The 23,358-nt window shown below is 61.9% G+C and carries 19 protein-coding genes, 1 pseudogene and 1 riboswitch; of the genes and pseudogenes, 8 read left to right on the forward strand and 12 right to left on the reverse strand.

The window, feature by feature from the left end; all coding sequences use genetic code 11:
- Together C4J92_RS04805 and C4J92_RS04810 are read left to right on the forward strand one after the other, a co-directional pair.
- Complete coding sequence (locus C4J92_RS04805; RefSeq protein WP_124403106.1) at positions 1-621, forward strand: SOS response-associated peptidase; 621 nt, start codon at positions 1-3, stop codon at positions 619-621.
- 93 nt (positions 622-714) lie between these two features.
- Positions 715-1,533, forward strand: coding sequence for a M48 family metallopeptidase (locus C4J92_RS04810; protein WP_124361336.1), 819 nt, complete (start codon positions 715-717; stop codon positions 1,531-1,533).
- Between the two features lie 125 nt (positions 1,534-1,658).
- Here the strand turns inward: C4J92_RS04810 and C4J92_RS04815 are convergent, their stop codons facing one another.
- From C4J92_RS04815 to C4J92_RS04825, 3 genes are all read right to left on the reverse strand, one after another.
- Complete coding sequence (locus C4J92_RS04815) at positions 1,659-2,243, reverse strand: TMEM165/GDT1 family protein (protein WP_124361337.1); 585 nt, start codon at positions 2,241-2,243, stop codon at positions 1,659-1,661.
- Positions 2,244-2,332: 89 nt separating this feature from the next.
- Positions 2,333-2,452, reverse strand: a riboswitch (yybP-ykoY riboswitch).
- 51 nt (positions 2,453-2,503) lie between these two features.
- On the reverse strand, positions 2,504-3,502 hold the full coding sequence (locus C4J92_RS04820; protein WP_124403107.1) for a class I SAM-dependent methyltransferase: 999 nt from the start codon (positions 3,500-3,502) through the stop codon (positions 2,504-2,506).
- Positions 3,503-3,532: 30 nt separating this feature from the next.
- Complete coding sequence (locus C4J92_RS04825) at positions 3,533-4,495, reverse strand: 2-hydroxyacid dehydrogenase (protein WP_372238375.1); 963 nt, start codon at positions 4,493-4,495, stop codon at positions 3,533-3,535.
- Positions 4,496-4,582: 87 nt separating this feature from the next.
- Between C4J92_RS04825 and C4J92_RS04830 the strand changes: the two genes are divergently transcribed.
- The 5 genes and pseudogenes from C4J92_RS04830 to C4J92_RS04850 all read left to right on the forward strand — a co-directional run bounded on the left by C4J92_RS04830 (position 4,583) and on the right by C4J92_RS04850 (position 13,748).
- Positions 4,583-5,215 (forward strand): LysE family translocator, encoded by a 633-nt coding sequence (locus C4J92_RS04830; protein ID WP_124365860.1) that lies wholly within the window; start codon positions 4,583-4,585, stop codon positions 5,213-5,215.
- A gap of 267 nt (positions 5,216-5,482) precedes the next feature.
- Positions 5,483-7,164: pseudogene (locus tag C4J92_RS04835) on the forward strand (fatty acid--CoA ligase).
- A gap of 333 nt (positions 7,165-7,497) precedes the next feature.
- Positions 7,498-9,357 carry a DUF1302 domain-containing protein gene (locus C4J92_RS04840; protein WP_124403108.1) on the forward strand — a complete coding sequence of 620 codons (1,860 nt, stop codon included), beginning with the start codon at positions 7,498-7,500 and terminating at the stop codon, positions 9,355-9,357.
- Between the two features lie 42 nt (positions 9,358-9,399).
- On the forward strand, positions 9,400-10,764 hold the full coding sequence (locus C4J92_RS04845; protein WP_124403109.1) for a DUF1329 domain-containing protein: 1,365 nt from the start codon (positions 9,400-9,402) through the stop codon (positions 10,762-10,764).
- 254 nt (positions 10,765-11,018) lie between these two features.
- Entirely contained in the window at positions 11,019-13,748 is a 2,730-nt protein-coding gene (locus C4J92_RS04850) for a LuxR C-terminal-related transcriptional regulator (protein WP_124403110.1), read from the forward strand.
- 12 nt (positions 13,749-13,760) lie between these two features.
- Here C4J92_RS04850 and C4J92_RS04855 read toward each other — a convergent pair whose 3' ends face one another.
- From C4J92_RS04855 to C4J92_RS04875, 5 genes are all read right to left on the reverse strand, one after another.
- Positions 13,761-14,321, reverse strand: a complete 561-nt coding sequence (locus C4J92_RS04855) for a membrane integrity-associated transporter subunit PqiC (protein WP_124403111.1) — start codon at positions 14,319-14,321, stop codon at positions 13,761-13,763.
- Between the two features lie 14 nt (positions 14,322-14,335).
- The gene (locus C4J92_RS04860; RefSeq protein WP_124369679.1) at positions 14,336-15,991 is read right to left on the reverse strand and encodes an intermembrane transport protein PqiB; all 1,656 of its coding nucleotides are present in this window, start codon (positions 15,989-15,991) and stop codon (positions 14,336-14,338) included.
- Positions 15,972-16,616 (reverse strand): paraquat-inducible protein A, encoded by a 645-nt coding sequence (locus C4J92_RS04865; protein ID WP_124403112.1) that lies wholly within the window; start codon positions 16,614-16,616, stop codon positions 15,972-15,974. The genes C4J92_RS04860 and C4J92_RS04865 overlap by 20 nt, the downstream gene beginning before the upstream one ends.
- Positions 16,613-17,203, reverse strand: coding sequence for a paraquat-inducible protein A (locus C4J92_RS04870; RefSeq protein ID WP_124403113.1), 591 nt, complete (start codon positions 17,201-17,203; stop codon positions 16,613-16,615). Before C4J92_RS04870 ends, C4J92_RS04865 begins: the two co-directional genes overlap by 4 nt.
- Positions 17,204-17,337: 134 nt before the next feature.
- Positions 17,338-18,549 carry an MFS transporter gene (locus C4J92_RS04875; RefSeq protein ID WP_124403114.1) on the reverse strand — a complete coding sequence of 404 codons (1,212 nt, stop codon included), beginning with the start codon at positions 18,547-18,549 and terminating at the stop codon, positions 17,338-17,340.
- A 471-nt stretch (positions 18,550-19,020) separates the two neighbouring features.
- Between C4J92_RS04875 and C4J92_RS04880 the strand changes: the two genes are divergently transcribed.
- Positions 19,021-19,794 (forward strand): OmpA family protein, encoded by a 774-nt coding sequence (locus C4J92_RS04880; protein ID WP_057724610.1) that lies wholly within the window; start codon positions 19,021-19,023, stop codon positions 19,792-19,794.
- Between the two features lie 67 nt (positions 19,795-19,861).
- Here C4J92_RS04880 and C4J92_RS04885 read toward each other — a convergent pair whose 3' ends face one another.
- From C4J92_RS04885 to C4J92_RS04900, 4 genes are all read right to left on the reverse strand, one after another.
- Complete coding sequence (locus C4J92_RS04885) at positions 19,862-20,443, reverse strand: BON domain-containing protein (protein WP_124361348.1); 582 nt, start codon at positions 20,441-20,443, stop codon at positions 19,862-19,864.
- Entirely contained in the window at positions 20,440-21,033 is a 594-nt protein-coding gene (locus C4J92_RS04890; RefSeq protein ID WP_007904374.1) for a phosphoheptose isomerase, read from the reverse strand. The genes C4J92_RS04885 and C4J92_RS04890 overlap by 4 nt, the downstream gene beginning before the upstream one ends.
- 92 nt (positions 21,034-21,125) lie before the next feature.
- A complete protein-coding gene (locus tag C4J92_RS04895; protein WP_124403115.1) occupies positions 21,126-21,497 on the reverse strand; it encodes a YraN family protein in 372 nt (123 codons plus the stop codon).
- Entirely contained in the window at positions 21,497-23,308 is a 1,812-nt protein-coding gene (locus tag C4J92_RS04900; protein ID WP_124403116.1) for a penicillin-binding protein activator, read from the reverse strand. Before C4J92_RS04900 ends, C4J92_RS04895 begins: the two co-directional genes overlap by 1 nt.
- Positions 23,309-23,358: the final 50 nt, after the last annotated feature.

Here is a 23,358-nt window from a genome sequence, read left to right on the forward strand (position 1 = left end):
ATGTGTGGACGTTATGCCCTGTTTCGCTGGAACCCCGCTTTTGCTGCCTTGCCGGGGTTCCCGGCCGACCAGCAGGCCCAGTGGAATATTTCCCCCAATGATTCGGTGCTGATCCAGCGCGCCCTCGACGGCCAGCTCACCCTGGCGCGTGCACGTTGGGGCCTGACGCCGCCCTGGCTCACCGACCTGTCCCGCACGCCGGCCCATGCCCGCGCCGAAACCCTGGCCGAGCAACCGATGTTTCGCGAAGCGTTTCGCCAACGCCGTTGCCTGCTGCCGGCCAACGGGTTTTACGAATGGCGCGGCACCCAGCGCAAACGCCCGTACTGGCTGACGCCGGGGGAGGGATCCACGTTGTTTTTCGCGGCGATCTGGGAAGCGTATCCGGTGCAGGAGCAGGTGTGGTTGAGTGCGGCGGTGGTCACGCAAGCTGCACAGGCTCAGCGCCGGCCGTTGATCCTGGATGAAGCAGGGCAGGCCGCCTGGCTGGACCCCGCGACACCGCTGGCGGTGCTGCAAAGTCTTTTGGCCAGTGAGCCCGCCGCTTTGCGCGAGCGGGTCCTGGCCAATATGGTCAACGATCCCAAGCTCAATGGGCCGGAGTGCCTGACCCCGGCTTGAACCGTCGACATTCAGCGGTTAAATGTCTGATGTATCTGGCGCCGATACAAATGTCCGCCTACGATACGCGCCATGTTTCCAGGGAGCGTGTTCATGAAGAAGTCATTGGCGGTAAGCGGGTTGGTTGCAGCGATGCTGCTGGCCGGGTGTCAGTCGGTCAACACCACCAGCGGCGGCGCGGTTGGGGTTGAGCGCAAGCAATACATGTTCAGCATGCTGTCGAGCCAGGAAGTCGACCAGATGTACGCCCAGTCCTACCAGCAGACCCTGGGTGAGGCGAGCGGCAAAGGCGTGTTGGACAAGACCAGCGCCAACGCCAAGCGCGTGCAGGCCATTGCCAATCGCCTGATCGCCCAGGCACCGACCTTCCGCCCGGATGCGGCGCAATGGAAGTGGGAAGTGAACCTGATCAAGAGCGATGAGATGAACGCCAACTGCGGGCCGGGTGGCAAGATCCTGGTGTACAGCGCGTTGATCGACAACCTCAAGCTCACCGATGACGAACTGGCCGCCGTGATGGGTCATGAAATCGCCCACGCCTTGCGTGAACACGGCCGCGAAGCCATGTCCAAGGCCTACGGCATCGAGATGGCCAAACAGGGCGCCGGTGCATTGTTCGGCCTGGGCCAGGACAGCCTGGCGCTGGCCGATACCGTGGCCAACTATGGCATGACCTTGCCCAACAGCCGCAGCAATGAGAACGAAGCCGACCTGATCGGCCTGGAGCTGGCCGCCCGCGCCGGCTACAACCCGAACGCCGCCATTACGCTGTGGAACAAGATGGCCAAGGCCTCGGAAGGCGCGCCGCCGGAGTTCATGAGCACGCACCCGGCGTCCGACAGCCGAATCGCCTCGTTGCAGGCGGCGATTCCGAAGGTGATGCCGCTGTACCAACAGGCCAAGAAGTCCTGACCTCTGTGAAACACTAAATGTGGGAGGGGGCTTGCTCCCGATAGCAGTGGGTCAGCTGATAAATGCTTAGCTGATACACCGCAATCGGGGCAAGCCCCCTCTCACATTGGATTGGGTTTGCAGATTTAGATCCAGCCACTGCTTTGCATGGCCTTGTACACCGCCACAATCGCCAGTACGAAAAACGCCGTTGCCGCCAATCGACGAATCAACGTCAACGGCAGCTTCTCCGCCGCAAAATTCCCCGCCAGCACCACCGGCACGTTGGCAATCAACATCCCCAGCGTAGTGCCGATAATCACCAGCCACAGTTCCGGGTATTGCGCGGCGAGCATCACCGTGGCGATCTGGGTCTTGTCGCCGATTTCCGCAATGAAGAACGCAATCAGCGTGGTCAGGAATGGCCCGAACTTGCGCGTGGTGCTGGCTTCATCATCGTCGAGTTTGTCCGGCACCAGCGTCCACAGCGCGGTGGCGCAGAAGCTGGCCGCGAGAATCCAGTGCAGTACCGCATCGGAGAAGAAACTCCCGAACCAGGCGCCTACTGCACCGGCCGCCGCATGGTTGGCCAGGGTCGCGGCGACGATGCCGGCGATGATGGGCCAGGGCTTGCGAAAGCGAGCAGCGAGAATGAGCGCGAGCAGTTGCGTCTTGTCGCCGATTTCGGCCAGGGCAACGATTGCGGTAGGAACGAGTAGTGAATCCAGCATCAGGTAGGTTTCCAGGGGCGGGTCGACACGGCTATGACACGTACAGCCTTCCCGCCCCGGGTAAGGTGTACGTGTCATAGGTCTTGTCAAACCCCGGTCCGTCTGTGCGGACTCCTGGGTCGCATACGCCATGGTCTGCTGACCAAGTATGTTGACGTATGCCGGATGAGCGTGGGGCTCAAAGGAGACTACTCCCCTAGGACGGAGCGGATTCTGCCTAGGCAAAACCCATTCGGCAAGCCTTCTTTTTCAAACGCCCGTCAGGGGCGCTTGGCCCGATAGATGCGAAAACCATTGCCTTCGGCTTTGACTGCGCAGATGCCCAAATGCTCTTCGATCAGCGGCTGGTACTTCAGGAAACTGTTGGCGACCAGGCGCAGTTCGCCGCCTTTTGCCAGATGTTTTGCGGCTTTTCGCAGCAAATTTTCCGTAGCGAAGTAATCGGTGTGCACCCCGACATGGAACGGTGGGTTGCTCAAAATCGCGTTCAAGCCCATCGGCGCGGCGTCGATGCCGTCACCGGTCAACACTTCGGCGTCCAGGCCATTGGCAGCCAGGGTCAGGCGACTGCTGGCGGCGGCGAATGCGTCCACATCGAGCAGCGTCACGGTGTTATGCGGGTAGCGACGTTTTACCGCAGCGCCCAATACGCCGGCGCCGCAACCAAAGTCGAGCAAATGCCCGCTGGGCAGCTTGTCCAGGTGCGCCAGCAACAGTTCGGTGCCCCGGTCCAGGCGACCATGGCTGAACACGCCCGGCAGGCTTACTACCTTGAGCGGCCCGTCGGCCAGCGGCACGTCGAAGGTCTGCGCCAGGCTATCCAGTTCGCGCGCTTGCGGCGCGTTGCCCACGGTGACTTGCCAAAGCTGACAATGCCGCGCGTTATCCAGTTTGCGCGGTTTGCCGAAGGGGATCATCTGCTTGGCGGCGCTTTCGATACCGGCTTTTTTCTCGCCGACCAAAAACAGCTCGGCACCGGGCAGGCGCGCGGCCACGGTGTTGAGCAGGTAGTCGGTGAGGTCTTTGGACTTGGGCAGGAAAATCACCGCCGCATCGAATGCGCGCTCGGGCACGGTCACGCCGAACTGGCTGCGCTCGGGAAAACGCGCCGCAAGCGCCGCCTGATCGCCGGCATGCCAGCACCAGCCATGGGCATTGGGCAGGCGCCCGAGCAAATCGTCGGCCGGCAAACCGACCAGCAGCAGGTTGCCTTGAAAAAGTTCGGCCTGGCGAAGCAGTACTTCACTGCGCGGATCCATGGTCTGCTCCTTGAAAAGGGGCGCAGTTTATCAACTGACGACGCGAAGCGGGGCACCGTTGAAAAAGCCCAGCGCGTTTTCGCGCAATTGCCCGACGATCCGTTGCCGCGCTTCACGGCTGCCCCAGGCGTTATGGGGCGTGACGATCAGCCGAGGGATGTCAGCGGCCAGCAGCGGGTTGCCCTGGACCGGAGGCTCGACACTCAGCACATCCGTGGCTGCACCGCCCAGGTGCCCGCTGCGCAGCGCATCGGCCAGCGCCTGTTCGTTGATCAAGCCACCGCGTGCGGTGTTGACGACAAACGCGCCGGGCTTGAGCAGCGCGAGTTCGCGCGCGCCGATAAGGTCGCGGGTGTGCTCGTTGAGCGGGCAATGCAACGTCAGCGCATCGACTTGCGCCAGCAGTTCATCCAGCGGCACGCGGTCGGCGCGGGCAGGGCGCCCGGGAATCGCGCCGAGCACCACGCGCATACCGAACGCTTCGGCCAGGCGCGCCACGGCACTGCCCAGCTCGCCATGCCCGAGCAGGCCGAGGGTTTTGCCCTCCAGCTCGACAATCGGGTAGTCCAGCAGGCAGAACTGCCTGGCCTGCTGCCATTTGCCCGCGGCCACATCCCGTTGATAGTCGTTCAGGCGCGTGGCGAGGTTGAGCAGCAGCATGAGTGTGTGCTGGGCCACCGACGGCGTGCCGTAACCCTGGCAGTTACTCACGGTGATGCCTTGGGCGCGGGCGGCGTCGAGGTCGATGTTATTGGTGCCGGTGGCCGACACCAGGATCAGCTTGAGGTCAGGGCAGGCCGCCAGGGTCTGGGCATTGAGCGGGATTTTGTTACTGATGGCGACGTGAGCGCCCTGCAAGCGTTCGAGCACATTCTGCGGCGTGGTCTGCTCGAACAGCTGCAGCTCGCTGAAGCAGTCGCGCAGGCCACTGAGGTCGAGGTCGCCGAGGTCCAGGGAGGGGTGATCGAGGAAGACGGCGCGGCGATTGTTCATGATCAACTGTACCTTTTGCGACGAGGTTCGAAGGCGTAATCTGCTGAGCCTATCAGATGAAATAATCAGTTACTTCATGGAGTGAGCATGTACGTCGCCGAGTTTTTGACCGTAGCTTTGATTCACTTGTTGGCGGTGGCAAGCCCCGGGCCGGACTTCGCCGTGGTGGTGCGCGAAAGCGTGACCCACGGCCGGCGCGCCGGTACCTGGACCGCGCTGGGCGTCGGTTCGGCGATTTTTCTGCACGTCGGTTACTCGTTGCTGGGCATCGGCTTGATCGTGTCCCAGTCCATCGTGTTGTTTAATGCACTGAAATGGGCGGCAGCGGCCTACCTGCTGTACATCGGCTTCAAGGCACTGCGCGCGCAGCCGGCCAAGCCTGTGGCCGAAGGCGAACTGCATCGCGAGGCGGGCGAGCGCACCCCACGCGGCGCGTTCACGGCGGGTTTTGTGACCAACGGCCTGAACCCCAAGGCCACGCTGTTTTTCCTGTCGCTGTTCACGGTGGTGATCAACCCGCACACACCGTTGGCGGTGCAGGCCGGTTATGGCGTGTATCTGGCGGTGGCGACGGCGCTGTGGTTTTGCCTGGTGGCCATGCTGTTCAGCCAGCAACGCGTGCGCGCCGGGTTTGCGAAGATGGGGCATTGGTTCGATCGCACCATGGGCGCGGTGCTGATTGCGATCGGGGTCAAGCTGGCGTTTACCAGCATGAAGTAATCGCCGCTCACTCAAGCCGGCACGGTCAAAATGTGGGAGGGGGCTTGCCCCCGATTGCGGTGGATCAGTTGATAAATACTTGGCTGACACACTGCTATCGGGGGCAAGCCCCCTCCCACATTGGACTTCAGTGAGTTCAAGATGCTGGCTAAAAGCTAGCATTTGCTGGGCCCTGCAAATCATTCCTTTGGCTGATTTGGTTGAAACATAACGTCTCTACAGTGCAGGTCTTCACGCCAAGACCGCGCAGTCATAAAAGGGATTCGTATGTTGCAGACCCGTGTCATTCCCCCGCCGAAGGCGCTTACCAGTACCCGCTGTTGATCAAACGCCTGTTGATGTCCGGGACCCGTTACGAAAAGACTCGCGAAATCATCTACCGCGACAAACTGCGCTACACCTACCCGACTTTGATCGAGCGCGTCGCGCGCCTGGCCAATGTGCTGACCGAAGGCGGGGTCAAGGCCGGTGACACGGTGGCGGTGATGGATTGGGACAGCCATCGTTACCTGGAATGCATGTTCGCCATCCCGATGATCGGCGCGGTGATCCACACCATCAACGTGCGCCTGTCGCCGGAACAGATCCTCTACACCATGAACCATGCCGACGACCGCTTTGTGCTGGTCAACAGCGAGTTCGTGGGGCTTTACCAGGCCATCGCCGGGCAACTCACCAGCGTCGACAAGACCTTGCTGATCACCGACGACGACAGCAAGACCGCCGACCTGCCCAACCTGGTGGGCGAGTACGAAACCCTGCTGGCTGCGGCGAGCCCGACGTACACCTTCGAGGATTTCGACGAGAATTCCGTTGCCACCACCTTCTACACCACCGGTACCACCGGCAATCCCAAGGGCGTGTATTTCACCCACCGCCAACTGGTGCTGCACACCATCGGCGTGGCGACCATCATGGGCAGCATCGACAGCGTGCGTTTGCTCGGCACCAACGACGTGTACATGCCGATCACGCCGATGTTCCACGTACATGCCTGGGGCCTGCCCTATGTGGCGACCATGCTCGGCCTGAAGCAGGTCTACCCCGGCCGCTACGACCCGGAATACCTGGTGGCGCTGTGGCGCCAGGAAAAGGTCACCTTTTCGCATTGCGTGCCGACCATCCTGCAAATGCTGCTCAATGCCAAGGCCGCCCAGGGCGTGGATTTCGGCGGTTGGAAAATCGTCATCGGCGGCAGCGCGCTCAACCGTTCGCTGTACGAAGCCGCCAAGGCCCGTGGCATTCAATTGACGGCCGCGTACGGGATGTCCGAGACCGGGCCGCTGGTGTCCTGTGCCCACCTCAATGCCGAGCTGATGGCCGGCAGCGAAGATGAACGCACCACCTACCGCATCAAGGCTGGCGTGCCTGGCCCGTTGGTGGAAGCGGCGATCATGGACACCGACGGCAACTTTCTGCCGGCCGACGGCGAATCCCAGGGCGAACTGGTACTGCGTGCGCCCTGGCTCACCGAAGGCTATTACAACGAGCCGCAAAAGGGCGCCGAGCTGTGGGCCGGTGGCTGGATGCACACCGGTGATGTCGCCACCCTGGACGCGTTCGGCGTCATCGATATCCGTGACCGCATCAAGGACGTGATCAAGACCGGTGGCGAATGGATCTCCTCGCTGGCCCTGGAAGACTTGGTCAGCCGTCACCCGGCGGTACGCGAAGTAGCGGTGGTGGGCATTGCCGACCCGCAGTGGGGCGAGCGCCCATTTGCCCTGTTGGTGCTGCGTGATGGCCATGTGATAGGCGCCCGTGAGCTCAAGGAACACCTCAAGCCGTTCGTTGAATTGGGCCACTTGAGCAAGTGGGCGATTCCGAGCCAGATCGCCGTTGTTACGGAAATTCCCAAGACCAGCGTCGGCAAGCTCGACAAAAAACGTATCCGTATCGACATCATCCAATGGCAGGCCAACAACAGCACGTTCCTGTCGACCCTCTGACAGCGCTCGCCGCGCCCGTTCGGGCGCGCGCTGCTCTATCTCAAGCCTTTACTTGTGATTTGCCGAATTTCAGCCATCCTTGCCGCGTCGACCTTCGTCGGCGTGGCGAAAGGGTCGTGGCAGACGGGTTGGTGATGCAAATCACACTTTAGAGGGATCAAGCACTACCCCCTGCTGGCTATAGTCCCTTCCAGAGTTTTTCGTGGATGTTGCGCTTCGGGCGAGGGTCGCCCGGTTGTCGCTCGGCATTGGAATCGTTGTATCCCGGCCGTTACATGCATCTTCCGAAAGAGCTCACTGCCATAACAATAAAATGCACATGGAGTAGCGTCGATGACCTCAGTAAACCAGTTCTGGCGCCGGGCACGACTGCCCCTGGCCGTCAGTCTCGCTTCTACGCTCGCCGGGCCCGCATTCGGCGTCAGTTTCAACATCGGTGAAATCGAAGGGAGTTTTGACTCATCCCTGTCGGTAGGCGCCAGTTGGAGCACGTCCAAGGCCAATCGCGACCTGATCGGCGCCAACAACGGCGGCAAGGGCTTGTCCCAGACCTCCGATGACGGGCACCTGAACTTCAAGCGAGGAGAAACGTTCTCGAAGATCTTCAAGGGCATCCACGACCTGGAACTGAAGTACGGCGACACCGGTGTGTTTGTGCGTGGCAAGTACTGGTACGACTTTGAGCTCAAGGACGAAAGCCGTCTGTTCAAGGACATCAGCGACAACAACCGCAAGGAAGGCGCCAAGTCGTCGGGCGGGCAGATCCTCGATGCGTTCGTCTACCATAACTACTCGATCGCCGACGCGCCGGGTTCCGTGCGGTTTGGCAAGCAGGTGGTGAGCTGGGGCGAAAGCACCTTCATTGGCGGCGGTATCAACTCCATCAACCCGATCGACGTGTCGGCGTTTCGTCGTCCAGGGGCCGAGATCAAGGAAGGCTTGATTCCGGTCAACATGTTCTACGTGTCCCAGACGCTCACCGACAACCTGTCGGCCGAGGCGTTTTACCAGCTGGAATGGGACCAGACCGTTACCGATAACTGCGGCACCTTCTTCTCCCAGCCGGACGTGATTTCCGACGGCTGCAGCAATAACCTGCGGGTACTGAACAAGCGCTCGACCATCCCCGGCGCAGCACTGCCGACCTTGGGCGCCCTGGGTGTGGACGTGAACAGTGAGGGCGTGCTCGTGCGCCGTGGCCCGGACCGCGATGCCCGCGACAGCGGCCAGTTCGGCGTGGCCATGCACTACAACTTCGAGCCGCTGGATACCGAATTCGGCGCCTACTTCATGAACTACCACAGCCGTGCGCCGATCTTCAGTGCACAGGGTGCGCCGTCGTCGGCCTACACCCGTCCACTGGGTCCGCTGGGTGCCTTGCGTCCGTTGATCGTGGCGGGCAGCTCCAACTACTTCGTCGAGTACCCGGAAGATATCCGCCTCTACGGTTTGAGCTTTTCCACCACCCTGCCTACCGGCACCGCGTGGAGCGGTGAGTTGAGCTACCGTCCGAATGCGCCGGTGCAGTTGAGCACCACCGATATCCTGTTTGCCGGCGTTACGCCGATTCCGGGCTTTGGCAACGCGTCGGTGCTCAAGGGCTCGCCAGGCCAGGACCTGCACGGTTACAACCGCAAGGAAGTGACCCAGTTCCAGACCACCTTCACGCACTTCTTCGACCAGGTAATGGGCGCCAGCCGCCTGACCACCGTCGGTGAAATCGGCGTGACCCATGTGGGTGGGCTGGAAAGCAAATCCCAGGCCCGCTACGGCCGCGACCCGGTATTCGGTCCCGGCACCTTGCCAGGTGGGTTCTGCAACGCGCTTAACAACTCCACCGCCACCGGCGCCGGCTTGCCCAATGCGGCTGGCCTGAACACCAACTGCAACAACGACGGCTACACCACCGCCACCTCCTGGGGTTATCGCGCCCGTGCCATCTGGGAATACCCGGACGTGTTCGCCGGCGTCAACCTCAAGCCCAACGTGGTCTGGTCCCATGACGTCAAAGGTTACTCGCCGGGCCCTGGCGCCAACTTCGAAGAAGGGCGCAAGGCGGTCAGCCTGGGCCTGGATGCCGAATACCAGAACACCTACACCGCGAGCCTGGCCTACACCAACTTCTTTGGTGGCAGGTTCAGCACCGTGGATGACCGTGACTTTGTCGCGTTGAGCTTTGGCGCCAACTTCTAAGCACACTCTTTTCAAGTGGCATGTATTCAGGAAGACCAGAGTATGAAAATAACTAAAAGTCTGTTGCACGTGGGTGTGCTTGGGCTGTCGATCCTGGCGAGCAACGTCATGGCGGCGGTCTCGGCCGATGAAGCAGGCAAGCTCGGCACCAGCCTGACCCCGATGGGCGCCGAAATGGCCGGTAACGCGGCCGGCACCATCCCGAAATGGACGCCGATGCCGACCAACGCCGGCGCCGTGGACGCCAAAGGCTTCCTGGCCAACCCTTATGCCAGCGAACAACCGCAGTTCACCATCACCGCGCAAAACGTCGAGCAATACAAAGACAAGCTGGCGCCGGGGCAGTACGCGATGTTCAAGCGTTACCCGGACTCGTTCAAGATGCCGGTCTATCCGACCCATCGCGGCGCTACGGTGCCGGCGGAGGTGTTCGCTGCGATCAAGAAAAACGCCACCACCACCAACCTGGTGTCTGGCGGCAACGGCCTGGAAAACTTCGAGACGGCCGTGCCGTTCCCGATTCCGAAAAGCGGCGTGGAAGTCATCTGGAACCACATCACCCGTTATCGCGGCGGCAGCGTCACCCGCCTGGTCACCCAGGCCACACCGCAAACCAACGGTTCCTACAGCCTGGTGTACTTCCGCGACCAGTTCGTGTTCCGCGACAAGATGAAGGACTTCGACCCGAAAAACCCAGGCAACGTGCTGTTCTACTTCAAGCAGCAAGTCACCGCGCCGGCGCGCCTGGCCGGTGGTGTACTGCTGGTGCACGAAACCCTCGACCAGGTGAAGGAGCCGCGTTCGGCGTGGGTCTACAACGCCGGTCAGCGCCGCGTGCGCCGGGCGCCGCAAGTGTCCTATGACGGGCCGGGGACTGCCGCCGATGGCCTGCGTACCTCCGACAACCTCGACATGTACAACGGCGCGCCGGACCGCTACGACTGGAAACTGGAAGGCAAGAAGGAAATCTACATCGCCTCCAACAGCTACAAGATCGATGATCCCAAGCTCAAGTACGCCGACATCATCAAGGCCGGCCATATCAACCAGGACCTGGCGCGCTATGAGCTGCGCCGTGTCTGGCATGTGGTCGCGACCTTGAAGGAAGGCCAGCGCCACATCTACGCCAAGCGTGATTTCTTCATCGACGAAGACACCTGGCAAGCGGCGGTGATCGACCACTACGACGGCCGTGGCCAACTGTGGCGCGTCGCCGAAGCCCATGCCGAGAACTACTACGACAAGCAAGTGCCGTGGTACGCCCTGGAAACCCTCTACGACTTGCAGTCCGGCCGCTACCTGGCCCTGGGCATGAAGAACGAAGAGAAACAGGCCTATGACTTCGGCTTCACCGCCACCACCAGCGACTTCACTCCAGCGGCCCTGCGCCAGGATGGCGTGCGCTAACCTGAACCTATGTTGATACCCCTGTGGGAGGGGGCTTGCCCCGATAGCGGTCTGACAGTCGATGAATACGTTGACTGATCCGCCGCCATCGGGAGCAAGCCCCCTCCCACATTTTTGTTTGGGGCGTTTGCGGGATATTTTTTGTCGCAGTTCTTTTTCAGGCATTTGTTGCAAAGATCTACAATCCCGCCGCTTTTACCGCTAGTCTGCGGACATCTGCAATGCCGACAACAGCCTTCTACAAGAGCCCGGCGATGACTGATCTGTCCCGAATCCAAGGGCCTGCCAGCGCGGTGATTCCGACCCTGGAAGGCCGTTTCTACAGGCCGCCGCTGCCTGACGGCTACGTGCTGCGCCCACGCCTGTGCGAACGCCTGGGCGCCGGCCTGGAAGGGCGACTGTTGCTGGTCAGCGCGCCGGCGGGGTTTGGCAAGAGTTCCTTGGCGGTGGAGTTCTGCCAGAGCCTGCCCGCCCACTGGCAAAACCTGTGGCTGGGCCTGAGCCCACGGGACAGTGACCCTGGCCGTTTTCTCGAGCGCCTGCTCGAAGGCTTGCGCCAGTACTTCCCGCAACTCGGCGCCCAGTCCCTGGGCCTGCTGAAAATGCGTCAGCGTCACCAACCCTTTGCCTTTGAAGAATGGCTCGACGGCCTGCTCGATGAGCTGACGGTGCACCTGTCTGTCCAGGCGCCGCTGTTGCTGGTGCTGGATGACTACCACCTGGCCCAGGGGCCGGTGCTGGACCGTTGCCTGCAGTTTTTCCTCAATCATTTGCCCGACGGCCTGGTGGTACTGGTCACCAGCCGCCAGCGCCCGGACTGGCACCTGGCGCGCCTGCGCCTGTCGCGGCACCTGTTGGAGTTGCATGAGCAAGACCTGCGTCTGACCCATGACGAATCCCTGGCCGTGCTGGACCGGCACAGCAGTTCGTTACGTGGCGAGGCCTTGGAAAACCTGATTCGCCGCAGCGAGGGCTGGGTCGCCGGCCTGCGCTTCTGGCTGCTGGCGGCCTCCGAAGCCGGCAATGACGGCGCCCTGCCGCAGGGCCTGAATGGTGGCGAAGGGCTGATTCGCGATTACTTGCTGGAAGAGGTCATCGATTGCCTGCCTGCAGAGGTGCAAGCGTTCCTCTACGACACCGCACCCCAGGAGCGCTTTTGCAGCGAGCTGTGCGATGCGGTCCGCGAGGCCCATGACAGCCCGGAAATCCTGCGCTACCTGCAGGCCCATCAGGTGTTTCTGGTGCCGCTGGATGAACACGGTCACTGGTACCGTTATCACCATTTGTTTTCCGACCTGTTGCGCGCCCGCCGCGAAAAGAGCGCCACGTTACCGTTGGCCAGTCTGCACCTGCGCGCCTGTCGCTGGTTCAACGCCCAGGGCCTGATCGATGAGGCGGTGGAGCAGGCGCTGCGGGCCGGGCACCTGGATGTGGCGGCGAACCTGGTGCAGAACCTCTCCGAAGAGCAACTGCTGGCCGAGCAGAATGTCGGCATGCTGCTGCGCTGGAAGATGGACTTGCCCGACAGCCTGTTGATCAGCACCCCGCGCTTGATCGTGCTGTACAGCTGGGCGCTGGGGCTGGCGTGCCAGTTGGATGCGGCGCAGGAGCTGTCCGGCTACCTCAGTCGCTTCCTGCCGGCGCCGTCGGCCACCGCGCAAAAATCCATGCTGGCCCAATGGCTGGCACTGAGCGGGATCATCGCCCGTGGGCGCGGGGACCGCGAATTGACCCAGCGCTATTGCAACGAGGCGCTGGAGAGCCTGCCGCACAAGCGTTACGGCCAGCGCTTGATGTGCCTGTCGACCCTCTCCAACCTGGCGATCGTCGATGCCGATCTGTGGCGGGCTCGTGGCTTGAACCGCGAATCCCTGGAACTGGCGCAGCGCGTCGGCAACCCGCTGTTTGAAGCCTTGGCTCATTACGACCGGGCCCGGGTGCTGCAAGCGCGGGGCGAGATCCTGCGCGCCGTGGACGAAGTGCGCCAGGGCCTGCTGCGCCTGCAGGGGCTGGCACCCCAGCGGCTGTACGCCGTACGCGCGCGGTTGTCGTTGTATGAAGGCTACCTGCAACTGGTGCGTTGCCAGCCCGAAGCCGGGCTTGCGCGTTTGCGTGCTGGCCTGACCGAAGCCCGTGCCTGCCGGGATATCAGTGTGCTGATCGGGCATTGCGTGATCGCCAGCTTCGAAGGGCGGCGAGGCGATTTCTCCGCTGCCTTTGCCGAATTGGCCGAGGCTGAGCGCTTGATGCATATCTGGGACGTGCCGCCGATCTACTACCTGGCGATGATCACCCTGATCAAATGCGAGTTGTGGCTGGCCCAGGACCGTACCGATCTGGCCGATGCGTGGCTGACCCGGCTGGGTCAGACCTACACGGGCGAGCAGGCGGCCGCCGCACCGGAGTTTCATCCGCACTTGCCACAACATGTGGAGCTGCAACAGGCCGCGCTGGACGCCATTCGCCATCAACCCGATAGGGCATTGCAACGGCTTGAGGACCTGGCGCAACAGGCGCTCGGCAGTGGCCGCCAGATGATTGCCCTGATGGCGCTGACCCAGCAGGCCGAGGTGCTGCTGGCGTGTGGCCAGGAAGCCAAGGCCAGGCCGGTATTGGCCCGCGCACTCGAAGCCGGCGCGGGCGGCGCATTGCAACCGTTCCAGCGGTTGCTGGAGGACTATCCGGATTGGCTGCGCGAGCAGTTGGGCAAGCCACCCCACCAGCCGTTGCACCAGGCTTTGCTGGCGCTGCTACCGCCAAGCGTCGCCGTCGGGATCGCGCCTCACCATGAAACCCTGAGCACGCGGGAGCTGGCGGTCCTGCAACTGATCGCCCAGGGGTGTTCAAACCAGGAGATCAGCAACCAGCTGTTCATTTCCCTGCACACGGTAAAAACCCACGCCAGCCATATCAACAGCAAGCTGGGCGTGGAGCGCCGCACCCAGGCGGTGGCGCGGGCCAAGTCGATGGGCTTGCTGGCTTGAGTGCGCCACCGTTCATTGCGCGCTCGGGCACTGCGTCAGGGACGAGCCTGCGGCGCGGTTGATCAGCGCGGCGAAGCGCTTGAGGTTGTTCTGGTGCGCCACCACCACGTCATCGATGCTCGGGCCTGCCGGTGACCGCAAGGTTGAGCGGCAGGTCAGCGCAGGGCGATCACCGCCGCCAGCCGGTCTGAGACGCCAACGCACGTCGAGCAGCGCGTATTGCCCAGGCACCGAATCGAAGCGCTGTACTTGCACGCGCAATGACACGGCTTGCCGGGCATCGCTGCCGGCCAACTGGTCGACCAGCGCGCTCCTCAGCTCATCGGCGAGGGTGGCGGCCCACCACTGGGTTTCCAGGATCGCCAGGCCGCTGTCGCCCTGGCGGATCACGATCTGTGCGCGGTCGACCTGGGGCGGCACGGTGATGCTTTCAATGCGGACTGAATCGGCATCCGCCCGTGTGGCGTTATTCAGGTGCGCCGGGGTCAAGGTGTGGAATGCAATCGGCTCGCTGCGGCATGCCGCGAGCAACAGCAGGGCGGTCACCAGGGTGATTTTCAACGGCACTGTCATGGCGGCTCCAATGGTCATTTGCGGGGTGGCCCTTGCAGGTCAAGGGGCGCGGCATTATCGGCGCGACCGCGAATCAGCGACTCCGGATGCCGGCCCAGGTAATCCGAAAGCTCGCGCAAGGAGCGCGACATGCGCGCCAGTTCGTCCAGGGTCTGGGTCAGTTGCTCGCGTTGCGGCGAGTCTTCGGCCAGGGTGGAACTGGCCGACTGCAGGGTCTTGCTCACGTCGCCCAGGGTCGTCTGCACGCCGGGCAGGGTCTTGGCATTGAATTGCGCCAGGCCCTTGCGCAGCTCGACCAGGCTGGCATCGAGATTGCCGGCGATACGCTCGACCGGCAGTTGGCTGATCTTGTTGACGATGCCTTCGAATTTCTCTTGCAGTTGTTCCAGGTTGCCGGGAAGGGTGGGGATGCCCACTGGGCGCTGGTTCGGGTCAAACGCGACTTTCTCGGCCTTGGGGTAGAAGTCCAGGGCGATGTACAGCTGACCGGTCAGCAGGTTGCCGCTGCGCGCCTGGGCGCGCAGGCCGTTTTCGATGAAGCTGCCGATCAGGCGCACGCCGGCCGCTTCATCGTCAGGGTTATTGTTCATCGCCTTGAGCAGCTTGGTGTGCGCCTGGCCGAGCAGTTGCGGATAGATCACGATGCCGACGTTGACCGGGAAGCTGCGCTTTTTGGCGTCGAAATCCAGGTTGATCGAGACCACTTTGCCAAACTCGACGCCGAGGAATTCCACCGGTGCGTCGACCTTCAGCCCGCGCAGGGCCTGATCGAAGCGCAGCACCATGTACTGCCCCTTGCCATTGGGCGGGGCGAGGGCGCTTTGCTGGTCTTCGAACAGTTCAAAGTTGCGGTTTTCCTCGGCGGGCTTGTCGTTGGGATTGTAAGGCGGTGCCTGGAAGGAGACGCCGCCCATCAACATGGACGACAACGATTCGGTCTTCAGCGCAAAGCCATTGGCGCCGACGCTGAGGTCGACACCGCTGGCGTTCCAGAAGCGCGTGTTCTCGGTGACATACGCGTCATTGGGCGCATGCACGAACACCTCGATATTCACGCCCTTGCCCTCGCTGTCCAATTCATAGGCAACAACCTGGCCGACCGGGATTTTGCGGTAATAGACCGGCGAGCCGATATCCAGCGACCCCAGGCCCTGGGTATGCAGGGTGAAGCGTTTGCCTGGCTCGCCATAGGTGATGGGCGGCGGGTTTTCCAGGCCTTTGAACTGTTTGGCGCGGGTGTCGGACTGGCCGATATCGGCACCGATGTAGTCGCCGGAGAGCAAGGTGTCGATGCCGGACACACCGCCGGCGCCGATGCGCGGGCGCACCACCCAGAACTTCGAGTCTTCGCGGGTGAAGCTCTCCGCCTGCTTGGCCAACTCGACGGTGGCGTTGACGCTTTTCTGGTCATCGCTCAAGGCGACACCGGTGACCTGGCCGATGACCACGTTGCGGTACTTGACCTCGGTCTTGTTGGCGACCAGCCCGCTGCCGGTCTTGAAGTTGAGGGTGATGGTCGGGCCCTGTTGCAGCACGCTATGGACCACCAGGGAGATACCCACCAGCACAGCGACAATCGGCACGATCCATACCAGCGAAACGCTGAAGCGACGCGTCTTGATTACAGGTGTTCCCGCAGGGGTGTCAGCATCAGCCTTGGATGAGCTCATCCGAGGTCTCCTCAATGTGTGGATTTTCCCAGATCAGCCGGGGATCGAAACTCATGGCCGCGAGCATCGTGAACACGACCACCAGACCAAAAAACAGAATGCCCAGGCGCGGCTCGATGTCGCCCAGGGCCTGGAACTTGACCAGCGCGGCCACCAGTGCCACCACGATCACATCCAGCATCGACCAATAGCCGATCAGCTCGATAAACCGGAACAGCTTCGAGCGCTCCTTGCGCGCCCACTGGCTATTGCGCTGCACAGTGATCAGCAGCAGCCCCAGTGACACGAACTTGATGCCCGGCACGGCAATGCTGGCAATGAAAATGATCAGCGCAATGTCCCAGGCGCCATGCTGCCAGAATTCCAGCACGCCGCTCATGATGGTGCTGTCCGCCCCGGCGCCGAGCATGGTGGTGTTCATCACCGGCAATATGTTCGCCGGCACATAGAATGCCAGTGCCGTGAGCAGGTAGGCCCAGGTGCGGGTCAGGGACTGAACCTTGCGCCGGTGCAACGGGGCGCCGCAGCGCTCACACTCGGTGGGTTCGCTGCGCATGTCGCACGGCTGGCCGCAGGTGTGGCACAGGCACAGGTTGAGTTCGCGGGCGGTGGGCGGTGAATTCATAGGGTGTCCCACAGATCACGCACATCGCGCCCGGCGATGCGGATCAGCAAAAGACTGAGGGCGGCCAGCGCGAACAGGCCGATGCCGGGTATCACATCGAGCATGCCGGCCAGCTTGAACACCGCCACCATCGCGCCCAACAGGCACACCTCCAGCATGCTCCAGGGCCTGAGGGCTTCCAGCCAGCGCATGCACAGCTTGAAGGCCGGTGAGCGCCTGCCGGAAAGGGCGAAACTCAACACCCAGATCAGCAGCAGCAACTGAAACACTGGCGCGATGATCATGGAAATCGCCGCCACCAAAGCGATGAACGTGATCGGCCCCTGGCTCAGCGCGACCACCGAATCCCAGAGTGTCGCGCTGTTCTTCAGGCCCTGCAGGCTGATGCTCATCACCGGATAGAAATTGGCGAACGCCCACAACACCGCAGCGGTGAGTGTCAACGCGAGGCGCTGCTGCACCGACAGGCCGTTGTAGCGCTGCAGTACTCCCTCGCAGCGTACGCACAGGGCTTTCTGATGCTTGGCGAGCGTGACTTTCTGATAAACGCAGTCGCAGTGTTCGCAGATGATCGGTTGATTCGCCATAGGGCTGCTCCAAAAGCGACTGGCTCCGGTGCTGGCCGTTGCCGGAGAGTCAATCGCGTTTGCGTAGCTTAGCAGCCGATGCCACCGTTTTACCTATTACTCGGCATCCTCTCCTTTCTGTAAGGCATTGACGGTTACGCTGTTGCGCCGAGCATTGTGCGTCGCCATATCAGACGCGCCAACGTGATCAACCAGTTGCACAAGGCGACAACCAGGATGATAGAGAGCAACGTCGACATGCCATGGTTGACGATTATTTTACCGGCCAATAACGGAAAGCCGAACACGCCGACAAAGTAGGAAAGACTGAATAAAACCAGTGATTGCGCGGTCTGGCCCGCGGGGGCTTCATTGGCTGCTAGCCCGTTTATTACAGAGTAAGTCAGCCCATAACCTACCCCGAGCACAATGGCGGCCAGCAAATACGCCGCCGAAGAGTGTACGAAGAAGGTGAACATCAATACCGAAATCACCATCAGCGCACTTAACAGGCTCGACATCAGGTAGGGATCGCGCTTGACGATATACCCCGCGACCAGCAGGCGACAGGAGATCGCCGCGCTCATGAAACCCAGGAAAAACAGGGAATAATCGAGATGGTTAAGCGCGGCATAGGAGGTTTGGAAGCTCGAAAGCCCGCCGAAGATTGCGCCGCCGAGGCCGACCATGATGATGGCAAATACCGCCTTGGAACCAAGCACCGCCTGTGCTGCCCGGGCGCTGATCCTGCACACTGTCACCGGCCCAAGACGTGCTTGCTGCTGCTTGATGTAAGGGGCGAGCAGGAAAAACAATGCCCCTCCAGCCAGGCTGGCAATGGCGGCGATGATAAATGCGGACTCCACCGAATGGCCCAGCGCCTCGGCGCCTCGCCCTACCAGCGGCCCCGTGCCGATACCACTCATCATGCTGCCCGACAGCAATGCAAAATACTTCACACGCCGGGCAGGCTCTATGATCATCGCCACAATGATCGGCCCAAGGGTGTAGAAAACGCCCCATCCAAACCCCAGGATCAAGCCGCTGGCCAGCAGTGCCACGCCGAAAGCTGGCACGCTCGCGAAGCCCAGGCAAGCCGCTGCCAGCAGCACAGCACCCGCTGCGATGGCTCTGGGAGCACCGATCAGATCGGTCAAGTGGCCTGAAAATATGACTGCCAGGAACGTGCTGAGCATCGCAACCGAGATAATCGTACCGGCGTCGGACTCGCTGCCGCCGCTGTCCCGCAGCTTCATGGCCAATAAGAACGTAGTGCCGTAGGACAGGGATAGTAGATAGCTGCCCAGGCAAAATAGGCCGAATAGCCCGTTGCCAGTTGCGTGGCTCGCGGACGATGGTGAAGACATGGGTTCTTTCCTTGTGGAATCGACAGTCTGATAGCCAGAGGGGATATTAATCAGCGGCGCGTTCTAGTGCGGCGGTCACCCGATCGATATCTTCCTTTCGGATCTTCGACATTTGCGTACGTCTTTTGGAAGCTCGATATCTATAGCAGACCATTAACGACAAACGTCATAGATTCAAAGTTTATGGACTGAACATTAACCGTTCTTAAACATACTGCGGGCTCGATCAGTTCTGGTGTTTATGTGCCAAGCGATTGCCGGCTGGCAGTAGCGTCTAACAAGCGTTGCAACAAAACCCCAGCTAGTGTTCAGCCGGTGTCTGCTACGGTCTACGTAGCGCCCAGTGGCTGGCCTTTTTATTCTGCCGGGCCGCGCTCACGGAATTTTTACCGCTTGCCATGTTCCAAACCCGGCACAGGTCCGTTGCCCATGTCCTCTGCATCACAGAATGCAAAAGTAGGAGCTTCCTTCATGTTCACTCCGCGTCGTCTGCTTGTTGTCGCCACCGCCGTAGCCCTGTTGTCCGGCTGCGCTTCACCCAACCCTTATGACGGCAGCCAGGGACAGGCCGGCAATGGTTCCGAAAGCGGCATGAGCAAGACCGCCAAGTACGGCGGCCTCGGCGCGCTGGCCGGGGCATTGGCCGGTGCGGCCATCGACCATAACAACCGTGGCAAGGGCGCGCTGATCGGCGCAGTCGTTGCGGGTGCCGGCGCCGCCGGCTATGGCTACTACGCCGACCAGCAAGAGAAAAAACTGCGCGAAAGCATGGCCAATACCGGGGTTGAAGTGCAGCGCCAGGGTGACCAGATCAAGCTGATCATGCCCGGCAATATCACCTTCGCCACCAACTCCGACGCCATCTCCAGCAGCTTCTACCAGCCGCTGAACAACCTGGCCAATTCCCTCAAGCAGTTCAACCAGAACACCATCCAGATCGTTGGCTACACCGACAGCACCGGCAGCCGTCAGTTGAACATGGACCTTTCCCAGCGCCGTGCGCAGAGCGTGGCCAACTACCTGACCTCCCAGGGCGTCAGTGCCGCCAACCTGAGCGCACGCGGCGCCGGCCCGGATAATCCGATCGCCAGTAACGCTGACGTCAATGGCCGTGCCCAGAACCGTCGCGTAGAAGTGAACCTTGGCCCGATCCCAGGCCAGCAGTACGGCCAGCCGGGTGCCCAGCAACAGGCGCCACAACAGAACAACCAGTTCCAGGGCAACCCGTACTCTCAATACCAGTAAACAACCGCCACAAAAAAGGGCGCCGTGCATTGACTGCACGGCGCCCTTTTTTTGACTTGCGGCTACATCAGTCGATGTATTCGAACACCTTCACGATTTTCTGCACACCGGACACACCCTGTACCAGGTTGGCCGCGCGAGTGGCTTCAGCCTGGGTCAACAGGCCCATCATGTAGACGATACCGTTGTCGGTGACGATCTTGATGCGCGAGCCCGGAACGGCGCTGTCGGTGAGCATCTGCGCCTTGATCTTGGTGGTCAGCAAGGCATCGTTGCTGATGGCCAGCAGCGTGATCGGGTCCATGACCTGCAGTTCGTTGTGCACCTTCTTGACCCGTTGCACCGCCGAGGCGGCCTGTTCAGCCTGGGCCTTGAGTTCGGCGCGCGGGGTTTGCCCGGCCAGCAGCACGACGCCGTTGAAGCTGGTGACCACAATGCGTGACGCGCCATTGCCCAGGTCCGTAGCCGCTTTGGCGACGTTGACCTTGACCTTGGTTTCAATCAGCGAGTCATCGATGGTGCTGCCGAAGGTACGTGTGCCCCGGTCATCCTGGATGGGGGTGTCCCGTGTAGCGGTGATTGCCGTACTGCAGCCGCTGATGGCGAGGCACAGCGTGATGGCCAAAAGGCTGAGGCGATTAACGGTCATTCTTCACTCCCGAACAGTTGGCTGTCGATCAGATCGCACAGGCAGTGGATCGCCAGCAGGTGGACTTCTTGAATGCGTGCAGTGACATTGGCCGGAACGCGAATCTCCACGTCCTCGGGCAGCAGCAACGAGGCCATGCCGCCGCCGTCGCGCCCGGTCAATGCTACGACAATCATTTCGCGATCATGTGCGGCCTGGATCGCTTGAATGATGTTCGCCGAGTTGCCACTGGTGGAAATCGCCAGCAACACATCGCCCGGCTGGCCGAGGGCGCGGATCTGTTTGGAGAAGATTTCGTTGTAGCTGTAGTCGTTGGCGATCGAGGTGATGGTCGACGAATCGGTGGTCAGGGCGATCGCCGGCAGGCTCGGGCGCTCGCGCTCAAAGCGGTTGAGCAGCTCGGAGGAGAAATGCTGGGCGTCACCGGCCGAGCCGCCGTTACCGCACGAAAGCATTTTGCCTTCGTTGAGCAAGGCGTTGACCATGACCTGACTGGCTTGCTCGATGTGCGGTGCAAGTACGTCCATCGCCTGTTGCTTGGTGTCGATGCTGGCCTGGAAAAGCTGGCGAATTCGGGATTGCATGTCCATCTGTGTGACCTTAATGAGCGCGGCTGTTTGGCACAGAAATGTGCAGCCCGCAAAGCAAAGAGCAAAAGTGTGGGGTGAAGGTGCCGGGTGAGTCAGCTGTCGAAGGCATCTTTGAGCCAATTCAGGTCAGCTGGGCCCGACGGTGTGCTTTCCATGGCAACCACATCGAAACGGCAGGGGCTATTGGCCCAGCGATGCTCCTTGTGCAGGAAAAACTGCGCGGCGAGTATCAGCTTTTGACGCTTGCGCCCATCGATACTGGCGAGCGCGCCACCCCATTGTGCGTGTTTTCTGTAGCGGACTTCGACGAATACTACTGTATCGCCGTCAAGCATGACCAGATCAAGCTCACCGCGTTTACATAACCAGTTCTGCGCCAGAAGGCGCAGACCCTGTTGTTGCAGATAGTTCAGCGCGTAGCGTTCGGCATCCTTGCCGCTTTGTGCGCTGGACGGTTCGGGCATCAGCGCGGGGTATCCGGCAGGCGCTGGATCTCGCCACCCACGAACTTCGCCCACGGCATCTGGCGGTCAACGCGCTGGTTGGCGCTGATGCCCAGGTTACCGGAGAGGCCGTCGACACGGGTGTCCGGCAGCGCCTTGAGCTGACCCAGGCGTGGCGCCAGGCGATAGGCATCCACGCCCATCGCATACAGGCGGCCCAGGCTGCCATTGGCCTGCGGCCATTGTGCGGCGACCTGGTTGCGCAGCGGGTCGGTGGTGTTGAGCAACCAAGGGGTTTCGCAGAACATCACGTTGGTCATGTCCAGGTACTGGTTGCGGTCGCCACTGGCACTGAAGACGTGGGACGTCGCATAGACCGGCACATCACCGGCGTATTGGAAGTTCAGGGTCGGCTTGATCTGCTGGGCCAGTTGCGGGGTGACGGCCAGGAAGATGAACTCGATGTCCTGGCGACGCGAAGGCTGGGCGGCAACGTCAGTGCCGACGGTGTCTTGCAGGCTCTTGGCGCGGCCTTCGCTTTTGCGCAGTTGGAACAGGTCGGCGATCTGCTGGGCCAGGGCCACAGGCTGGTCGACATACTCGACGCCCATGACGGTGCCGCCGTTGGCTTCCCAGTCCTGGCGGAAGGCCTTGTAGACACGCTCGCCCCATTCGCCACGGGGCACCATGGCGGCGGCGCGATGCAGGCCGTCGGCACGGGCGCGGCGCGACACTTCACGGGCTTCATCTTCAGCGGCCAGGCCGAACTGGAACAACTGCGCCGGGGTTTGATCGCCTTCGCTGTAGTTCAGCGCCAGGGTGGTGATCGGCAATTGCGGGCGTGCACTGAGCTGTTTGACCAGTGGCTTTTCCAGCGGGCCAACCACCAGCTGCACGCCGGCGGCCTGGGCCTTGGCGTAGAAGTCGTCGATGGAGGTCAGGCGCGAGCTGTCGTAGAACTCAATCACCGGCGGCTTCTGCCCGGCCTGTTCGGCCTGGTAGTGAGCGGCCATGAAGCCTTCACGCAATGCCTTGCCGACCGACGCCAGGGCGCCTTCCTGCGGCAGCAGCAGGGCGATTTTGGTCAGGGGCTGGCTGGCCAGCTCCTTGAGTTTGGTCAAGGGCGTTGGCAATTGCACGGCCGCCGGATGGCCCGGGTTGCGTGCGCGCCAGGTGTCGATGGCGGTTTGTTGCTGCTCCAGCGTGCCGGCGCCCTTGACCGCCTGGGCCAGGGTGATCCAGCCGTCCAGCGTCGGGTTGCCGGTGGCTTGCAGCTGCTCGGCGGGCAGAGCGGCAATCAACACCCAGATCGCTTCGTGGTTGCTGTTGGCGGCGTCACCGGTGAGCAGCGGCGCCATGGCGACACGCTCCCGTGCTGCCGCCAGAGTCTGGCCGTCGGCTTCATAGGCGCGGGCATGCACGGTGCCGGTGCGCACTTGTTGATCGACCGGCAGCTCCTTCAGGCTTTGCAGGCTGGGGTGGTTCAGCGCCGTCAATGCAGCCTTGGGCTGGTTGCGGGTCATCGCCAGCTCGGCGGCCAGGGTGCTGGCAAACACTTGCGCGGCTGGCCTCAGGACATCCAGGGGCACCTGCGCAAGAATCTGCGAGGAACGGCCGGGGTTGTTCTGCTGGTAGGCCAGGTCAGCCGCACTCAGGCGCAGCAATGCGGCCTTTTCTGGCGTCTTGGCGGCCGTGGCCTGTTCGAGCAGTTGCTCGATACTGGCGTCGGGCGTGCGTGGTAGGTCGCCAAGGCTGGACGAGGGCGAGCTGGCGCAAGCGGCCAGCAAGGCAGCGAGGCAGAGGGCGGAGAGCAGCCGCAGGCAAGCGATCATGTAAGTGTTCCTGATACCGATCAAATTAGCGTGGAAGTGTACCCAAGCAC

It is taken from the genome of Pseudomonas sp. R3-18-08 (genome assembly GCF_003852065.1).
Lineage (GTDB): Bacteria > Pseudomonadota > Gammaproteobacteria > Pseudomonadales > Pseudomonadaceae > Aquipseudomonas.